The following is an 18482-nucleotide window of genomic DNA, read 5'->3' on the forward strand; positions in this document are numbered from 1 at the left end:
ATACATTGGTACTACCAATTTGCGATCGCCCTGTGCCAGTTGCGTAAGTCCTGAATTTGTTACAAGTGTAATTTATCCTACTCCTGAAACGCAAAATGCCAGAGGTATCGCTACAGCTTTTCTTCTCCTACTCTCACAAAGATGAAAGCTTAAAGATGAGGATGTAGCCCTCATAGATAATGAAGCTGAAGTACAAAAGCAAGAAATAGAAATACTCCAGCAACAACAGCAATCTCCTCCCAATGAACTGTCCTCTGAGAAGGATGTAGATTATACGTGGTTGCGTAACTGGGGAGTGGAGAGTGAGGCAGATAAAGCAATACCCCATGTCCAATCCCCACCCAACTCACTTAACCCAATGATTCAATGGTTGGTAAGCCATCGGCTTTAATCCAGGCAATTTGGGCAATGCCGCGATCGCTTGCATATTGGCGAATCGCCTCTGCATCTCTTCCGCCCAAATCAATTTCTACTCGCACCAAATCAGTAGAATCTCTGAGTTTTTGCGCGTAGACAAAGGCGGCGGCGTTAGCATTAGCTGTCTCTGGTGCTACCAACCAGTCACTCGCTGGAGTTTCCTGTGGTAATTGCTGGGTAGACAACAGAACTTGGTATAAATCTTCGATACTTAGTCCAAAACCAATTCCGGGAATGTTTTCTCCTTGAGGATGATATAGCCCCAAAAGCTGGTCATAGCGGCCACCGCGCCCTAAAACTCTGGCTTGAGATTCGCTATCGTTGACAACCTCAAATACAATACCAGTATAGTAATCTATGATTTGGATCAGGCTGAGGTCGAGGATTAACGGAAATTTTTTCTCTGATTCTAGTAATTCTACTAGGGATTTGAGGTTATTCACTGCCTCTCGCTGTTCTTGATCTAGATCCAAACCACTGACTTTTTGTAATACATCTGCACTTGGCCCGCGCAAATCCATGATGATTTGGGCGCGATCGCGTAGTTTGTCACTTAGGGGTAAATTATCTATGGTAATGCGGTCAAGATGAGCGATCGCACTGCGAACTTGAGCTTGTAAATTAGCAGGAAAGGCACTCAGGAGCGATCGGGTAATTCCCGCCTCACCTAAAATTAAATGCCATCCCTGCAAACCCAATGCTGCCAAACAATCTGCTACCAATAGCAGTACTTCGGCATTGGCCAGCAATCCGCCAGCCCCTAACAACTCCACCCCAGCTTGATAAAACTCTTGCTGGCGATTATGCCTACTTTCCCAAGTGCGGCGAAACACATTGGCGTTGTAATACAATCTTTGTGGATAAGTGACACCAGCCATCCGAGTCACAACAGTACGAGCAATAGATGCTGTTAATTCTGGACGTAGCCCTAATTCTTCATCTTCGCCATTTTGTTGTAGTTGAATCACCATCTGACGCTCAATTGCTTCCCCTGCCATTAGGGTATCCATCCGCTCTAAAGTCGAGGTGATAATCCTGTGATATCCCCAGCGATGAAACACCTGCTGTAACCGATCTTCAATCCAGCGTTTTTTCTCCACATCCAAGGGTAATAAATCCCTGGCTCCCGCTGCTGGTTGATACACCATTATTTTTTCTTCCCACCAAACAAACCACCGAACAAACCACTACCAGATTTATCTGGTTGCTTATCTCCATTATTGGGGGATGAAGTCACCTTCTGATCGCTAGGTTGTTGTCCTAAAGCCTTATCTATTTTAGGTTTCCATTGCAGAGCCGTTTCGTCACTGGGGTCTAATTTTAGAGCGTTGTCAAAGTGGATTTTGGCCATTTTTAGCTGATTTTGCTTCAAATACACCATTGCAATTAAGCTATGACAGCGACTATTTTTCGGTTCTAACTTCAGGGCTTCTTGCAACTCTACTTTGGCTTGGGCAAATTGATTTTTGTCAATCAAAGATTGAGCGCGACGAATATACTGTTCTACAATTAAGTCTTCTTTTGGTGGCGCTGGTGCTGGCGCTGGTGGTGTATTTTTTGGTGTATTTGGCTGAGGTGTACCTGATTGGGCTTTGGGTTGAGCAGGTGGCGGCGCTACGGATGCTTTACCCGCACTCCGCATTAAATACACTAAATTCAACTCACTAGCTTGGGCAATGACTTGCTGCGCTTGTTCTAAAGAATCATATTGGGTTTGGGCTAGTTTTGCGATCGCACTTCTATAAAAATGATCGATATTAGCCGTTTGGGCTAACTGTCTAGCCGACTCGGTGTTGAGAGTTACCGAAGTAGACTCTTGTATCAGACGCTTGCCAATTTGCGACAAAATTAAAATATATTCAGTGCGAGTGCGATCGCCAGAGAGTTTTTCGTAAGCTGGGTTAACCAGCTTTGATAACAATTCGTTACCGAGATGTTTTTGAGCAGCAGTTTCAGTAAGACTACTGTCTGGGTGCAAACGGCGGGCGACTTGGAGATAGCGTTTGCGAATCTCTTTGACATCGGCATCAACTGGAACACACAGTACTGCGTGATGATCTATGAAATCATATTTAAATAGTCCACGATCTATTTTGAAAGACATATAGAGTTTTTGCACCAAAAGAGCAGCTAGATTGCTTTTAGTGTACCCAAAGTCTAAGGGAAAGCCCCCATCTGCTACACCCAAGCTGACAGAGGCGGAACCTGTAAAAGTTCGCTACTGAGGGAGTCGTGAATATAACTATTTGTGGCAAGAATTCTACCTGACTCAATTTTGACAGTAGTGCCATCGTAGGCGGTGACTTTGCCCCCAGCTTCTTGTACCAAAATTATCCCAGCGGCAATATCCCAAGGAGAAAGTCCCCGTTCCCAGTAACCATCGACACGTCCACAGGCAACATACGCCAAATCTAGCGATGCCGAACCGCTACGTCTAACTCCTTGGGTAAGATGGGTGAGGTGACTAAATTCTGCGTAATTGTTATCAGAGGTTTCGCGGCGATCGTAGGCAAATCCTGTTACTAGTAGGCTTTTACTCAGTTCCGATGTTACCGAAACCTTGATAGGGTGACGGTTACGCGTTGCTCCTAAGCCAGTAGCAGCACGGAATAGTTCATTATGTAATGGGTCATAAATTACACCAACTTGCGGAACCCCATTAATTAACAGTCCGATGGAAACGGCAAAAAATGGGTATTGATGAGCATAGTTGGTTGTGCCATCGAGAGGATCTATTGCCCAGAGATATTCATTCTGTTGATTACCTAACTTCCCTGATTCTTCAGCGAGGATCGAGTGCTGGGGAAAGTGGCGACGCAAAATTTCTAAAATCAACTCCTCTGAGGCTTTATCAGCAGCAGTGACTAAATCACCAGGGCGTCCCTTTTCAATAATTGCGTCTTCTAACTTACCCAAGTAACCTTGCAAAATAGCACCAGCAGCTAAGGCTGCTTCTGTAGCAATATCGAGAAAAATTTGTAAATTTGTCATTAGTCATTAGTCATTAGTCATTGGGCAAACAGGGCATGGGGCATTGGGCATTGGTTATTAATTCTTCTTTTTCACTTGCTCACTCCCCCACTCTCCCCCACTCTCACCCTCAGCACTCAGCACTCAGCACTAATTAAAGATTTTGGCGGCGAAACTCTGCGGGAGTGAGGCGCATGGGTTTTTCTGGGTTCCAGATTCCTTGCCCCATGAGTCTAGCCCATTGTTGGGCACGTTCTAAACGCAGGTCATACTTATGGTTAGGCGATCGCCCTACAAACATTGCATTTCCTTGTTTGACTAATTCTTCATTTAATAACACCTTATTTTTCCACACATAAGCTAGAGTTCGCCCAATTTTGTCTTTTGCTTCTAAATCAAACTCCAGCGTTACCGATTGTTCTACACCACCAATTAGATTCTCTAACTGTTCTTTTGCTGCTTCCCCCCAAGGGCGCTGTCGCAAATCTGGTGCATCAACACCCACTAACCGCACTTGGGAAATCAAATTTGGTTGTTCAGCCATGCCTAAAACTTCTAAACTTTGGCCACTAACTACCCGTGCTACTTTCACCTCAGCCTCATTGTTTGGCAGCTGGTTCTTGCCTTGGCAACTCACCAAGAGCAATAAGCAAGCCAAAATAGCTATTTTTTGCACCCTCTCACCAAGACGCATAGGCATCAGAAATTTGGTGATTTTGAATTGTTTATTCCTCATCTAAGGGTAAACCCGCTTTAATTCTTCCCCTAGCAAAATAGCGTCCAAACTGGAGTTCGTAGACTTCATCTTCATCTTGCGTCTCCACTTCCAAGTCAGAACGGGGGTAACTCACACACAACAAGGCATAACCTTGCCGGCGTAAATCTGGCGATAAGCCGATCGCCTCTGGTTGGTAAATTTCTCCTGATAACACTTTCACAGCACAAGCAGTGCAAGCCCCGTTGCGGCAGGAAAACGGTAGTTCCACCCCTTGTTTTTCGCCAGTGTGTAGGATGTAGCGGTCTTCTGGCACTTGTAGGGTGTGTGTTTTGCCAGTAGCGCGATCGCGAACTTTAATTGTGTATGTACGGGACATCTGGATTTGCGTTTTGGGATTAAGACTATCAGATTCAATCTAGAATATCTTCCTTTATCTTTGCATTTTCTGGGATTTTATAGTATAATCGTAACTTGTGGCACCTGGAGAGGTGGCCGAGCGGTTTAAGGCGCAGACCTGGAAAGTCTGTTTAGGGAAACTTAACGGGGGTTCGAATCCCCCCCTCTCCGTTCTCAAACCTTAGTCTAAATATATAGTTTGAATATAGCCAAATATATTTAAGACTAAAAAAATTAAATATGATTTTCAAAAATCTTTGCAACAGAATGAATCATCTGTAGAGGCATACAAATGTACGCCCCTAATAGGTATTTCGTGAAAAGGTATAATACCAAAAATATTGAGTGTTAAGGTACTTCAATGGGAATCAAAGCATTTTCTGGCAAGTAGTTGGAAAAACGCCCTTCATCTGCAAGCACCAAAATCAGGCGCAGAGGATAATCTGGCGGAACTTGCAAGTCTGCCCACGGCACTGCTAACTCTAAACAACTATTTATAGCTACTTGAGCGCGACTGAAACGGGGATGCCATTGATAATTGTCTCCAGCTTCCCGAAACTGAATTGATTGCGTCAGCAAGTTAACTTCTAAAAGATGGTGGAAAAGGTAATTCAGTGGAGCTGCATCTGGTACATCTGCCAAGGGTACTGGACTATTCACCATTGTTTTTTCTGGATAGAACCACAGCAAATTCAATTCTGCTGGCAAATCCCGTCCTGGTGCAGCGCCACTTTTAAAGTCCAACCGCAAATAGAAATTTAAGTGATCGACCCCGTACCAAAGTCGCTGGATAACACTGCTGTTATGCATCGTCCCCCGCGCCCCGCCGATTTCTATGCGTCCAGCTTTATCCCAGTCTTGTTCATCACCCTTACCATCGATGATGGGGTGAATAAACCCTTGTGGGGTGTGGTTTGTCTGTGCTTGGTGGTTTTCCACTGGTTGCTTGAGATAGGGCGGTACAGGTTCATTTAATGCCTTGTAAATACCAAATAAGTGTTCTCGAAACAACCGATCAAAGATGGCATCCTGATTTGAGGAGTGTCCTGCACCAAACCACCAGAACCAGTCGGAACCCTCTGCGGCATACAATGCTTCCCATGCTTCGGGGTTGTTTTCTTCCGTCGCTTCGGGATGATTTGCGAGCATAATTCTTGCCTCTGTCAAATAATCCCAAGCCCGATTTTTAGCCGGATCGCCAATCCAAGTGGTGAAACTGCCATCTACCCAAGAACCACTATGTAGTTGCCCTCCGGGGATGGTGGCTGTGGCTGGAAATTCTTCCAGAAATTCGGAGACAGTGACGAGTTTGAGACGGGGTTCATCGCTCAAACTTTGATATAAAGCTTCTAAAAAGGGTTTGCCATCTTGGGGATAAAATTCCCAGCAATTTTCCCCATCTAAGGCGATGGTAACTAGCCAAGGTTGTTCACTATGACTATCTCTTTGCATTTTAGCGATCGCTTGCAAATGTCCCACTAAATCTGCTGCTGCCTGTTTTGCTGGCATTGCACTATAAGTAAAGCCAATCAAATCTGATAATCTGTGGTCACGAAACACAATTGATAAATCACCCTCGGCAGTCTGTAGGCGATAGGGTCGATACAACAGTTCTGGTTGCTGCACATTCCCCGCCCCATCCCGATGAAAAAAGTGTTTCAGCGTCCACCCTAAGACGGCTTCATCTGAGCATATCCACTTAAAACCTTGGTTAATAATATCTGGAAGTACCGCCGGACTTACTGATTGTTCCGAAGGCCACAAACCACGAGGTATCTGTCCAAAGCGGTCTTTATAAAAGTCCCAAGCTTTTCGTAAGTGGCGGGGGATATCTTCTGCCCACTGAAACCGCTGCTTTGGTAGTGTCATATTGGGCACAGCTACGCGACCGGAGTTAGTATCAGCTAGCAAGGGTAAAATCGGGTGGGTGTAAGGCGTGGTGGTAACTTCTAGCTGCCCTGCCGCCTGCATTTTCCGATGTTGGGGGATAATCCGGCTCAAGATTTCTCGCTGTTTAGAATAAATGCGCTGGCGATCGCTTAAAGTAAAATTCCGTCCCTGTTTTAACCAAGCAGCAATTTCTGGGTCATCCCAAAACAGCGGATCGATCCAAGCCAAATTGTGCCAAGCTAGCAAATCACCATAATCTGACAATTCCCAATTTGCTAAACACCAAGCTTGCCCTTTTTCCTGCCTTTGCTGGTACAACTCGGCATAGCGGGGATGGGGGTCAATCAGGGTATGGTGATTGGCATCGAAAAAGTGTTGGATAATAAATTCCCGCTGTTGCTGGGTGAGTTGCTCATCCGGTGTTAAGCTGGCTGTGAGGTAAGGGTCAAAAGCAGTACCAGCAATATAATCTTCGAGTTGCAATATCAGCGATGGAACTAAATTCACCGTTTGGTGTAACTTAGGGTATCGCTCTAAGAGTAATACTAAATCCAGATAATCTTTAGTTCCATGCAAACGTACCCAAGGTAGGCGGTACTGCTGACTGGGAGATAGCGAAACGCCGCTGCCAGGGGATTTGTACAGCGGCTGATGTTGATGCCAGATAAAAGCAATGTAGAGAGGATGGGACATAGAAATAGTTAGGAGTTAAGAATGAGGAGTTAGGAGTTAATTGAAAACTCATAACTCCTAACTTCTAACTCCTAACTTTTACACCACTTGCTCAATTTCTGCAATTTCGGGAATCATTTCCTTAAGGCGGCGCTCAATACCCATTCTCAGGGTCATTGCAGAACTGGGACAAGAACCACAAGCACCTTGCAGGCGCAGTTTTACAACAGGCCCATCAAGTTCTACGAGTTCCACATTGCCGCCATCAGACATGAGATAAGGGCGCATTTCATCTAAGACTGTTTCAACGTTGTCAATTGTGAGTTCCATAGTTTTAGACCAGGTAAGTTAACAATGGGCATGGGGCATGGGGCATGGGGCATGGGGCATGGGGCATGGGGCATGGGGCAAAGGAGAAAGACTTACTGCAACTTTTCCCCTGCTCCTCTGCCCCTCTGCCCCTCTGCCTCTTCAAATTCCTATGCGCCGTTACTCATTAAGCCATTATCCAAAATTTGATTTTCTAGCTTTGTTAAAACGATCCTAGACCCAATTACAACTAGTTTGTCAGTTGTTTAGTTGACATTTGCCATTTGTCACTCGTCTTTTATTTATTTTTAATGACTTTTGACTAGGGACTGGGGATTAGGGGCTAGGAAAGAGTTTTTCCAATGCCCCATACTTCGGCTGACCTCGGCTCCGGTTCCATGTCCGCAAGTCGAGATGTTCGGCACGAGTGCGAGAGTACAAGTGCCCCATTCCCACGCAAGGAAGAAGGACGAGAAGAAGGAGAACAAAGGGGACGGGAAGCGACGGCTAATATTATTATTCGACTGCTTACTAAGCGGCTTGGGCAGGGACTTCCAGAGGGAATACGCTCCTCAATTTCTGGTTTACCTTTATCTGTTTTGGAAGATTTGAGCGAGGCACTGTTAGATTTTACCAGTGTGGCTGATTTACAGGCTTGGTTAGAAGCGCGATGATCAAATAGCCCCAAGCCAAGCCCTAGTCTTTTCAAACTTCCAGATTGAATTTCATATTATTATCCAAACCGAAAGCGATAAAATAGAAATAAAAGGCAGTAATTATGGCAACCCAAGTTAATTAGAAAAATTAACAGAACTATTTTCTTCTATCTCTGTTGTCATTTGAGCACATTCATTTTGCCCTAAAGTAGCCCGAACCAAATGCACTGGAACACCTTTATCTAAAGCGTGGATAGCATGACTGTGCCTAAACCAGTGGGCATTGAGCCGAGATGCCTGCACATTGAGAATAAAGGCTTTTAACGATTATCCTGCAAATGGTTTGATAATTTACTAACCCAAGTTGCTAGTTATTCAGACAGGCGATCGCTAAAAGCACTTTAAGCAATAAAATCCCCTTCAGAGAGAAATGTGGGAGGGGTAAATGCTAAATGAAACAATTGCTGTCTATGCTATCATTGATGACTTATTAAAGGCGATTGGGCATGACGAAAACTACCGTCGAAATATGAGTGATGCAGAAATTATCACAACGGTAATAATCGCCGCGATGTTTTTTAACGGTAATCATAGTCAAGCTTGCGGTTATATGAAACTCTAACTTATACAGTTTGAGTCGCCATCACTAGATGAAACTATCACAGGTTGTTGATATAGTGGCACGGTGAATGTGACTGTTGAGCCAAGTCCTTCGCCCAAACTATAAAAATGTACCTCGCCGCCCATCGCCTCCACTAGCTTTTGGGATATTGCCAGTCCCAAACCTGTGCCGCCGTACTGGCGAGTGCGGGAACCATCCACCTGAGAGAATAATTGAAACAGTTTATCTTGTTTGTCCAAAGAAACACCAATACCAGTGTCTGCCACACGTACTCTCACCATACCAGGAAATTGCTGCTCTTGAAAGTTCGCCTTTTTGAGTACTAAATCGGCGCTGACGGTAACGCCACCCTCATGGGTAAATTTGATGGCATTACCTACCAAATTGAGCATCACTTGTAGTAACCGTTGGTAGTTGCTTTGGACAATGATTTCATCAGAGGTAGCAGGCATTTGCATCTGAAAGCTGAGGTTTCTCATTTCTGCTTGGGGACGCATAAAACCTTCTACATGACTGAATAGCTCATCTAGCTTGACTGGAGCATAAGCTAGCTCCATTTTCCCAGCTTCGATTTTGGCAATATCCAAAATATCGTTGATGATATTTAGCAGATGTATCGATAAGTGGTGAGCTTCTGCCAAAAACTGATTTTGTTCTTCTGGATCATCTGCCATCCCTTCCAAAATCAGCTTCAAAAAGCCAATCATACCGTTGAGGGGAGTACGAATTTCATGGGATACATTAGCTAGAAACTCGCTTTTAAGGCGAGAAGCTTCTTCGGCTTTTTGACGCGCTATTTCTAATTCTTCATATAAAGTAGCATGAGCGATCGCAGTTCCCAATTGATCTGCTGCTTCTTTTGCCAGTTCTAATTCTGATTCTGTTAATGTATAGCATTCATCGTGCCAATTCAAGGCAACCAATCCATTAGCTTGGTCTTGATAGCAAGTCGCAACTACCAAAGTTTTCTGCCGCCCAGACTCTTTGTATCCAGCCACTTCCATCATGACTGGTTCTAGGGTTGCCAAGGCTTGAGCAAAGGCAGCCTCAGAAGCTATATCTATATCTGAGCCAAGCATTGATTTGAGTTCTGACTGGCGATACTCAGCCTTCACCTGGACTTTTGAGCTTGAGGGCTGATAAGGACAAATAATGCAGCGTTCTAGCCGCAGTGCTTTCCCCAAACTATCAACTGTTTGCTGCCAAATAATATCTAAATCCAATGTCCGGCGAATATTTCTGGTAATGCGATTTACCAGTTTTTGGTGTTGCTGCGATCGTAAAGCTAACTCTATTTGTGTGGGCGTTTTTGATGCCACGCGCGCTTGTTTTTTGTTGAGTGTTGCTTGTACTAACCGTCCCATCACTAAAACGGTAGTAGCAGTGGTTCCCAAACTCGGCATAATCGGACTAATCACTAAGTCCAACTCAAATAATTCCTTGTGATAGCTAAACCAACACTGAAACCTTTCTGGCACCAGACTTGTCAAAATTCGGTGTAATCGTTCCAAATAACTAACCTTATCCACCGGGGCAAAGGTTTGAGTCTGGTTCAGATCGTCAACTATTTTTTCAGTATTTAACCCCAGGAGTTCGCTGTACTGCCAACAAAAGGTCAGATAGCGCCCTGCCCCATCTTGCGTATAAACCAACTCCGCTCCTAGAGTTGGTAATGAGCCATCAGTCTTACTGGTAATAGATTCCAGATTTTGGGAAAATACATTCGACAATTGGGAATTGGCAGTAATAGTCATTAATAGAGTTGGATAGACAAAGGGTATCCGACCGTAATTTTACTAAAGCCGCTGAAATTTATACATAAATTTTTACAGCTTTTTTGTATTTTATTGGCTATTTTTTGGTGTTCTGGAAACCAGATTGGCAAACTTTACTTTTTTTAACTTGCATTGACTAGTTAAATAATGGCGTCAATCGTTCCATTCACCGCGAGGAGGAACAGGAGTACGCACAGGTGTACGCGTTAGTTCGTCATCTCTGAGGAGTTCACCCCGTAACCACTGGCGAATCGCCACCTCAATTACTTTACTTGGGTCATTGGTAAGATGCTGAATTTGCTCTAGTAACTCGGAGTCTAGGCGGATAGCAATTTCTACCTTATCAGCTTGTGTATTTTCTGCTTCGGTAGTTTTCTCTCTCATATTCATAGGTTTATATACTCTGAATTCTTTGAATTGGTTTTGTCTAAAGCTTTGTAAAGTAGTTATATTCATCATTTGGGCTAATTCGCTGAAAAATTTTCAAGGGCACAGTTAAATACTTCCCTGAAATAGCACCAAAGTAACAGCTTTAAGTTTTAAATCGCATTTTTCATATAACTGACTAGACAATGGCTCTAGAAATTTTGCCGATAGATCAGCGATTGTGGGCAATTACCGGTCGCAATTGCCCACGATCCTTACATGATCCCTACATGTACTTATTTACATTTATTGTACGCTCCTAGCTGTTGAATACTAGCAGCGACAAATAGACTTTCATAATATTCTTAAATGTCCACCTATTTAGATCGAAAGTTAAAGATGGGGTGAAGAGGAGTGTTGGGCAGGGGGCAGGGGGAGCAGGGGGGCAGGGGGAGCAGGGGAAGAAAGAATAACTAATGACAAATGACAAATGACAAATGACTAATGACCAATGACCAACTCAGCACTAAAAGCAGAGCGTCTTGGCAAAGAAAGCATTAAAATACATTAAGTAAATTGCCCTTTTAACTTTGGTTGCTGCTAAGGCAAAGATAGTATATGACTGACGTTCCCGCAGTTCGCATTCGCAATTTTTGTATTATTGCTCACATCGACCACGGGAAATCAACCCTCGCCGATCGCTTGCTACAAGCTACTGGCACTGTTGAAGACCGACAGATGAAGGAACAGTTTCTCGACAATATGGATCTGGAACGGGAGCGCGGCATTACGATTAAGCTGCAAGCTGCCCGAATGAATTACACCGCTAAGGATGGTCAGCAGTATGTGCTGAACCTAATTGATACTCCGGGACACGTGGATTTCTCTTATGAAGTCTCACGCTCTCTAGTTGCTTGCGAAGGAGCGCTATTGGTAGTAGATGCGTCCCAAGGTGTGGAGGCGCAAACTTTGGCAAATGTATATTTAGCGTTAGAGAATAACCTGGAAATTATCCCGGTTTTGAATAAAATTGATTTGCCAGGGGCTGAACCAGAACGGGTAATTGGTGAAATTGAAGAAATTATTGGTCTAGATTGCAGTGAGGCGATTCTGGCTTCTGCTAAAGAAGGAATTGGTATTGATGAGATTTTAGAAGCAGTTGTGGAGCGGATACCGCCACCGCCGAATACGATAAATGAACGCTTACGAGCGTTAATATTTGATAGCTATTACGACAGTTACCGGGGAGTAATTGTATATTTCCGGGTGATGGATGGCACCGTGAAAAAAGGCGATCGCATCCATTTAATGGCATCCGGTAAAGAATTTGAAATTGATGAATTAGGTGTGCTTTCTCCTACTCAAAAGCAAGTTGAAGAACTGCACGCTGGGGAAGTCGGCTATTTGGGAGCGGCAATTAAAGCTGTAGCTGATGCACGGGTAGGAGACACAATTACCCTCAGTAAGGCGAAAGCAGATGCACCCTTACCGGGCTACGCAGAAGCGAACCCGATGGTTTTTTGCGGGATGTTCCCCATTGATGCCGATCAATTTGAAGATTTGCGGGAAGCCTTAGAAAAGCTCGAACTCAACGATGCAGCGCTGCATTACGAACCAGAAACTTCGAGCGCGATGGGGTTTGGCTTCCGTTGCGGGTTTTTGGGCTTGCTGCACATGGAAATTGTCCAAGAACGCCTAGAGCGAGAGTATAATCTCGATTTAATCATTACAGCCCCCTCGGTGGTTTATAAGGTGATCACCTTGAAAGGTGAGGAACTGTACATCGATAATCCCAGTCGTTTGCCTTCTCCTAATGATCGCGAAAAAATTGAAGAACCCTACGTGCAAGTAGAGATGATTACCCCGGAAACTTATGTTGGCAGCTTGATGGAGTTGTCACAAAATCGTCGGGGCATCTTTAAGGATATGAAATATCTCGCCCAAGGACGAACCACACTTACTTATGAGCTACCGTTGGCAGAAGTTGTGACTGACTTTTTCGATCAGATGAAATCGCGATCGCGCGGTTACGCCAGTATGGAATATCACATCATCGGCTACCGTGAAAATCCTCTGGTGAAGCTGGATATTATGATTAACGGCGATCCTGTGGATTCCTTGGCGATGATTGTGCATCGAGATAAAGCTTACAACGTCGGGCGGGCAATGGCAGAAAAACTCAAGGAACTAATTCCCCGCCATCAATTCAAAGTGCCAATTCAGGCATCTATTGGCAGTAAAGTTATTGCCAGCGAACACATCCCCGCTTTGCGGAAAGATGTGCTAGCAAAATGTTACGGTGGTGACATCAGTCGGAAGAAAAAACTTTTGCAGAAGCAAGCAAAAGGTAAAAAGCGGATGAAATCTGTAGGTACTGTAGATGTACCCCAGGAAGCCTTTATGGCAGTACTGCGCTTGGATCAAAGCTAATAGAATTCAGCAGTCAGCCCCTTTGGGGAAGTCAAAAGTCAGAATTCAGAAGTCAGAATTCAGAAGTCAGAAGTCAGAATTCAACTAAATCACGTATTGGCGCGTAGGGTAGGTTCCTCCTGCCCCAATAAATACAGTTCAGTTAAGCTTTTTTTTCTCCCCTGCTTCCCCTGCCCCCCTTGCCTACCCTAAAAGATAAATTTCCTTAACTGAACCGTATTGCCCCCTGCCCCCTGCCTACAGTTGATAAGCTTTAACAAAATCACTGTTAAAAAAATCTAAAAATTTTAGTAAAATTACTCACTGCATTGCCCAGACTTGTATTTTTAGATAAATGTAGTTTGTTAGATATTTATAAAGTATCGGGGAGTCTAGTAGATGAAGATACTGGTAGTGAGTTGGGAGTTTCCACCAAGGATTATTGGGGGAATTGCGCGACATGTAGCGGAGTTGTACCCGGAACTGGTAAAGCTAGGACATGAAATTCACCTGATTACAGCGGAGTTTGGTCACGCGTCGATGTATGAGGTAGTTGAAGGAGTAAAGATACATCGAGTGCCAGTGGCATATAGTAACGACTTTTTCCACTGGGTAGTCAATCTCAACTTGAGTATGGGAGATCACGGTGGTAAGTTGATTTTAGAAGAAGGGCCCTTTGATTTAATTCATGCCCATGATTGGTTAGTCGGAGATGCTGCGATCGCTCTCAAGCATAATTTTAAAATACCACTAATTGCTACAATTCATGCTACCGAATACGGACGCTATAACGGTATTCACACAGATATCCAAGGTTATATAAATGGCAAAGAAACCTTGCTAGCTTACAACGCTTGGCGGATTATTGTTTGTAGCGACTATATGCGCCAAGAAGTAGAACGAGCGCTCTACAGTCCTTGGGATAAAATCAATGTCATTTATAACGGTATCCGAGCCGAAAAGAAACAACATCACATAGATTTTCATGCTCTAGATTTTCGCCGCCAATTTGCCGCAGACGAAGAGAAAATCGTTTACTACCTCGGTCGCATGACTTACGAGAAGGGTGTACCGATATTGCTCAATGCTGCACCCAAGATTCTTTCCCAAATGGGAGGTAACGTGAAATTTGTCATCGTTGGTGGCGGCAATACTGACCATCTCAAGCGTCAAGCCTGGGATTTAGGAATTTGGCATCATTGCTATTTTACCGGCTTTCTCTCCGATGAATACTTAGATAAATTTCAAACTGTCGCTGACTGTGCCGTTTTTCCAAGTCTTTACGAACCCTTTGGAATTGTAGCTTTAGAAAGCTTTGCCTCCCGTGTACCTGTAGTAGTTTCTGATACTGGTGGTTTTCCCGAAGTGGTGCAACATACCAAAACAGGCATTGTCACTTGGGTGAACAATCCCGATTCTTTAGCTTGGGGAATTTTGGAAGTGTTGAAAAATCCAGGTTATCGCCAATGGCTGGTGGATAACGCTTATGAGGATTTAGAGCGACGCTTTAGCTGGCCGAAACTAGCCAAGCAAACAGAAAAAGTATATCAGCAAGTTGTACAAGAGCGATCGCAAATACCGTGGTAATATAGCTCTCTGACTTTTTGAAGAAATCGAGGAACTCAAATTTTATTTGAACTTGCATAAATCCTTAATCAACCTTTGATAAATCTATAGCTGGCACTGCTTCAATTTCTGGAGTAGTGCAAATTTAATCTGGTTTGGGATATTATTATTTTTGGAATTCCGAAATCAGTAATACCAATTCTCTAAAATTCGGCAACAGATGCAAACCACCAAACCCAGATACAATCTGAATTTCTTAATTGCGAATTGCGAATTGGTATAACACTAGAAAAAGCTAATTCATCAAGGATGACTATATGAAACTGCTTCCTTTGGATAAACTAGGAGCTAGAGAAGCCAGTGGTATTGTTGATTTTGGACTATTTCTGCCTTGGGTTTCTCAAAAGGATGGAAATCGGCTAATAATTAAAATTATCCATGAAAAAGATCAACTTCTCCAAGATATTCAGCCCCTAGAATTTGAACTCAAGCATTCTGTTGACTCAGAGTATGGTGATTATTGGTCAACTCAAATAGATATCAAAACTCAATCAAAACCCAGTGCCAAATCTGCATGGGGAGAACCGGGTAGATATGTTTACCGCTATTGCTTACAAAATCCCAATCAGGGAGAAATAGATTGGATTATTGACCCTTTTGCCAGAGAATTTGGTGTAGGGAAATTATCCGCTTTCACACTTGGCTATCAACAATATGAATGGAGCCAGAAGGAAAAAAACTGGAAAACTCCAAATTTAAAAGATATTGTTCTTTACGAATTGATGATTGATGAATTCGGCAGCAATATTGATGGAACAATTGAAAAACTCCGCTATCTAGCAGATTTGGGAGTTAATTGTCTGGAAATCATGCCACTTTCCAATGTAGCCTTAACGGTAGATTGGGGCTTTTTACCAATTGGCTATTTTGGTGTAGATGAACGATTTGGCAAAAGGAAAGATTTACAAAGTTTAATTGATGCGGCACATCAAAACAATATTGCTGTAATTGTAGATGCTGTTTATGGTCACACTGGTGATAATTTTCCGTACTCTTATGTTTACAGAAAACTAGGGTATCGTGAGAATCCTTTTATGGGTAAATTTGCTAAAGATTTATTTGGCGAAAGTACAGATTATAATCGCAAATTTACCCAAGACTTTTTCTATACAGTCAACTATCACTGGTTAGAGGTTTATCATGTCGATGGCTTTCGCTATGACTGCGTACCCAATTACTGGGATGGTTCTACAGGAGTTGGTTACGCTAACTTAGTTTTTAACACTTACAAAACAGTCAAAGAAAAGAGACAAGCTGGTGAGTATTGGCAGAGATTTTTTAACAATAACACGATTAATTTGATTCAGTGTGCTGAACAATTAGAAGGGCCAAAGGAGATTCTCGAACAAACTTATACCAACTCTACCTGGCAAAATGAAACTTTTGGTGCAGCTGAAAGTGTAGCTCATGGAAATAAAGGTGATTTAGCTAATCTTGGCTTTAAACTTGGTTTAGATGGCTATCCTTCAGAGATTACAAACAATGGTGACAAAATTGCTAAAACAGCATTGCAATATATAGAAAATCATGACCACTCCCGATTTGTTTGTAACTTTGGTACGATCGCCCGCGATAATGATTTATTAAAAGAAGGTAATCGTGACTTATGGTATAAAGTCCAGCCTTACTTAATTGGGATTTTCACTGGTAAAGGGATTCCCCTACTGTGGCAAGGTCAGGAATTTGGTGAAAACTATTTCCTGCCAGAACAAGGTTTTGGTAGAGTCATGTTGCTTCGACCTGTACGATGGGATTATTTTTATGACCCCATTGGTAAGAGCGTACTTTCCTTAGTACGCAAGTTGATTAAACTGCGTCGTCAGCAACCGCAGTTTACGGAAGGTGAACATTTCTTTTACAACGATTACGATCGCTATCATACCAAAAATGTGCTGCTATTCTCGCGCAAACATGGTAACAAGTTTAGCCTAGTAGCACTTAACTTTAGCGATCGCGATCAGAGTGTACCCTTCTGGTTCCCAATTGCTGGCAATTATCACGAAGAACTCAATGGTAAAAACAATTTAATCGGCGTTCCTAGTTATTCCGAATATTGGGTAACTGTTCCCAGCAACTACGGAAGCATCTGGACAACCAACACCTAATCTATTTTAGATTTCATCTGGCTGGAATTAAACGCTATAAGCAATGTAGAGATTTTCGTACAGTAGCGCAGAGAATTAATAATCACTCTGCGTTATTTTGCGTTAACAAACAGTACAAGCCCTGTACGCTGGAAATTCTACCCGATCTAGTGCCACAGTTAAGCTAGTGCGCGTTTCAATTGCACATTTTTCGTCAAGACTGTCATTTGTCATTGGTTATTCACAACAATTGATAAATGACTAATGACAAAGGACGAATTTCACGAATAAATAAGCAATTAAAATGCGTCACAGCCTAGCAATAATTGCAGTTTGCTCTAGAAGTTTAGTATGACAAAGGCATTCCCAAGCATAGCAAGGCGCTTGAAAAGTACAGGAATCAAGTTGTTGAAGATGGGAACCTTCCTAATAACCCGTTTTATTGAAAGCTGGAAACGCTTCTTCCTGGGTGATACTGTTGATGTTTACCCCTCCACCTCCCCCTCCTTTGATGTCCGTCCCTCCTTAGCGGGCCCAGTCCTGAGTTTGGGTGGGGGAGGCCCTGATGTCGATGATGCTATCCAGTGGATGATTAACCAAGTTAGAGGAGGTAGTAACTCTGGTACTAAAGTTAATGTTGTAGTTATCCGCACTAATGGTAATCACGATTACAATCGGCTAATTTATGCCATGAAGGGTGTAAATTTTGTGGAAACTCTTCTGGTTAGAAATAGACAAGAGGCAAACAAAGCTGAGATTTATGAAAAAATCAAAAATGCTGATGTAGTTTTCTTTGCTGGCGGGGATCAATGTCAATATATCCGCAACTGGAAAGATACCAAGCTGGAAACTGCCGTTAAGTCAGTTTACCTTAAAGGAGGTGGTGTTGGTGGCACTAGTGCGGGTGCAATGATTCAAAGTGAGTATGTTTACGATGCTTGCGCTTCTTCCGAAAAAGGCATTGAAACTAGAGACGCACTCGAAGATCCCTACCGAGACATTACTTTTACTTACAACTTTTTCAATTGGAGTAATTTGAAGGGAACTATTGTAGATACACACTTCGACAGACGGGAAAGAATGGGTCGAATTATGACTTTCATTGCCCGTCAAATTAAGGACGGTGTATCTAGCAGTGTTTTAGGTATAGCAGTTAGTGAAAGTACATCAGTTCTTGTGGATAAAAACGGTTTGGTGAAAGTTATGGGTAGGGGTGCGGCATACTTTGTACTTGGCAATCATCTGCCGGAAGTATGCGAACCCCGAAAGCCTTTGACCTTTTCCAATTACAAAATTTGGAAAGTTCGTAGTGGCGACACCTTCAACTTAAGAAACAGACCAACTTCTGGGTACTATCTCAGGAGTGTCAAAAGGGGACGGATTGATTCAAATCCCTATTGAATAAGCCTTTAAGATTGTCCTTTGTCATTGGTCATTTGTCCTTTGAAATACAAATAACTAATGACATAGGCGCTTCTCTACGAGACGCTACGCGAACGCCTTCTTGCAGGGTATGACTAATGACAACTCTCATGAGTAAATATACAACTTAAATGCGTAACAGCTTATCAA

The 18482-nt window shown here is 43.1% G+C and carries 16 protein-coding genes and 1 tRNA gene; 7 read left to right on the forward strand and 10 right to left on the reverse strand.

Annotated elements, in window-relative coordinates; all coding sequences use genetic code 11:
- Positions 1-350: 350 nt before the first annotated feature.
- The 5 genes from RMY63_RS24080 to RMY63_RS24100 all read right to left on the reverse strand — a co-directional run bounded on the left by RMY63_RS24080 (position 351) and on the right by RMY63_RS24100 (position 4481).
- Complete coding sequence (locus RMY63_RS24080; protein ID WP_322731133.1) at positions 351-1565, reverse strand: ATP phosphoribosyltransferase regulatory subunit; 1215 nt, start codon at positions 1563-1565, stop codon at positions 351-353.
- Positions 1565-2521: a J domain-containing protein gene (locus RMY63_RS24085; protein ID WP_322731134.1), complete on the reverse strand. Its 957-nt coding sequence runs from the start codon at positions 2519-2521 to the stop codon at positions 1565-1567. Before RMY63_RS24085 ends, RMY63_RS24080 begins: the two co-directional genes overlap by 1 nt.
- Before the next feature lie 74 nt (positions 2522-2595).
- Positions 2596-3408, reverse strand: a complete 813-nt coding sequence (locus RMY63_RS24090) for an inositol monophosphatase family protein (RefSeq protein ID WP_322731135.1) — start codon at positions 3406-3408, stop codon at positions 2596-2598.
- Positions 3409-3541: 133 nt separating this feature from the next.
- Positions 3542-4087, reverse strand: coding sequence for a thermonuclease family protein (locus RMY63_RS24095; RefSeq protein WP_322731136.1), 546 nt, complete (start codon positions 4085-4087; stop codon positions 3542-3544).
- Positions 4088-4112: 25 nt separating this feature from the next.
- Positions 4113-4481 (reverse strand): 2Fe-2S iron-sulfur cluster-binding protein, encoded by a 369-nt coding sequence (locus tag RMY63_RS24100; RefSeq protein ID WP_322731137.1) that lies wholly within the window; start codon positions 4479-4481, stop codon positions 4113-4115.
- Between the two features lie 106 nt (positions 4482-4587).
- On the opposite strand from RMY63_RS24100, the gene RMY63_RS24105 reads away from it, so the two are divergent.
- Positions 4588-4672: transfer RNA gene (locus tag RMY63_RS24105), tRNA-Ser, on the forward strand.
- A gap of 177 nt (positions 4673-4849) precedes the next feature.
- On the opposite strand, the gene RMY63_RS24110 is transcribed toward RMY63_RS24105, so the two are convergent.
- On the reverse strand, positions 4850-7084 hold the full coding sequence (locus RMY63_RS24110) for a glycoside hydrolase (RefSeq protein ID WP_322731138.1): 2235 nt from the start codon (positions 7082-7084) through the stop codon (positions 4850-4852).
- A 78-nt stretch (positions 7085-7162) separates the two neighbouring features.
- The gene (locus RMY63_RS24115) at positions 7163-7393 is read right to left on the reverse strand and encodes a NifU family protein (RefSeq protein WP_012408256.1); all 231 of its coding nucleotides are present in this window, start codon (positions 7391-7393) and stop codon (positions 7163-7165) included.
- 341 nt (positions 7394-7734) lie between these two features.
- Between RMY63_RS24115 and RMY63_RS24120 the strand changes: the two genes are divergently transcribed.
- Positions 7735-8046: a DUF4351 domain-containing protein gene (locus RMY63_RS24120; RefSeq protein WP_322731139.1), complete on the forward strand. Its 312-nt coding sequence runs from the start codon at positions 7735-7737 to the stop codon at positions 8044-8046.
- A gap of 117 nt (positions 8047-8163) precedes the next feature.
- On the opposite strand, the gene RMY63_RS24125 is transcribed toward RMY63_RS24120, so the two are convergent.
- Positions 8164-8331, reverse strand: a complete 168-nt coding sequence (locus RMY63_RS24125) for a hypothetical protein (RefSeq protein ID WP_322731140.1) — start codon at positions 8329-8331, stop codon at positions 8164-8166.
- A 142-nt stretch (positions 8332-8473) separates the two neighbouring features.
- On the opposite strand from RMY63_RS24125, the gene RMY63_RS24130 reads away from it, so the two are divergent.
- Positions 8474-8650, forward strand: a complete 177-nt coding sequence (locus RMY63_RS24130; protein WP_322731141.1) for a hypothetical protein — start codon at positions 8474-8476, stop codon at positions 8648-8650.
- Here the strand turns inward: RMY63_RS24130 and RMY63_RS24135 are convergent.
- Positions 8647-10404 carry a sensor histidine kinase gene (locus RMY63_RS24135; protein ID WP_322731142.1) on the reverse strand — a complete coding sequence of 586 codons (1758 nt, stop codon included), beginning with the start codon at positions 10402-10404 and terminating at the stop codon, positions 8647-8649. The two genes, RMY63_RS24130 and RMY63_RS24135, sit on opposite strands and share 4 nt — an antisense overlap.
- Before the next feature lie 174 nt (positions 10405-10578).
- Positions 10579-10815: a hypothetical protein gene (locus tag RMY63_RS24140; RefSeq protein WP_322731143.1), complete on the reverse strand. Its 237-nt coding sequence runs from the start codon at positions 10813-10815 to the stop codon at positions 10579-10581.
- Positions 10816-11409: 594 nt separating this feature from the next.
- Between RMY63_RS24140 and lepA the strand changes: the two genes are divergently transcribed.
- The 4 genes from lepA to RMY63_RS24160 all read left to right on the forward strand — a co-directional run bounded on the left by lepA (position 11410) and on the right by RMY63_RS24160 (position 18311).
- Positions 11410-13221, forward strand: a complete 1812-nt coding sequence (gene lepA / locus RMY63_RS24145; protein ID WP_322731144.1) for a translation elongation factor 4 — start codon at positions 11410-11412, stop codon at positions 13219-13221.
- A gap of 378 nt (positions 13222-13599) precedes the next feature.
- Positions 13600-14787, forward strand: a complete 1188-nt coding sequence (locus RMY63_RS24150; RefSeq protein ID WP_322731145.1) for a glycosyltransferase family 4 protein — start codon at positions 13600-13602, stop codon at positions 14785-14787.
- 296 nt (positions 14788-15083) lie between these two features.
- A complete protein-coding gene (locus RMY63_RS24155) occupies positions 15084-16931 on the forward strand; it encodes an alpha-amylase family glycosyl hydrolase (protein ID WP_322731146.1) in 1848 nt (615 codons plus the stop codon).
- 330 nt (positions 16932-17261) lie between these two features.
- Entirely contained in the window at positions 17262-18311 is a 1050-nt protein-coding gene (locus tag RMY63_RS24160; protein WP_322731147.1) for a cyanophycinase, read from the forward strand.
- Positions 18312-18482: the final 171 nt, after the last annotated feature.

The sequence above is a fragment of the Nostoc sp. ChiQUE01b genome (genome assembly GCF_034531255.1).
Lineage (GTDB): Bacteria > Cyanobacteriota > Cyanobacteriia > Cyanobacteriales > Nostocaceae > Nostoc.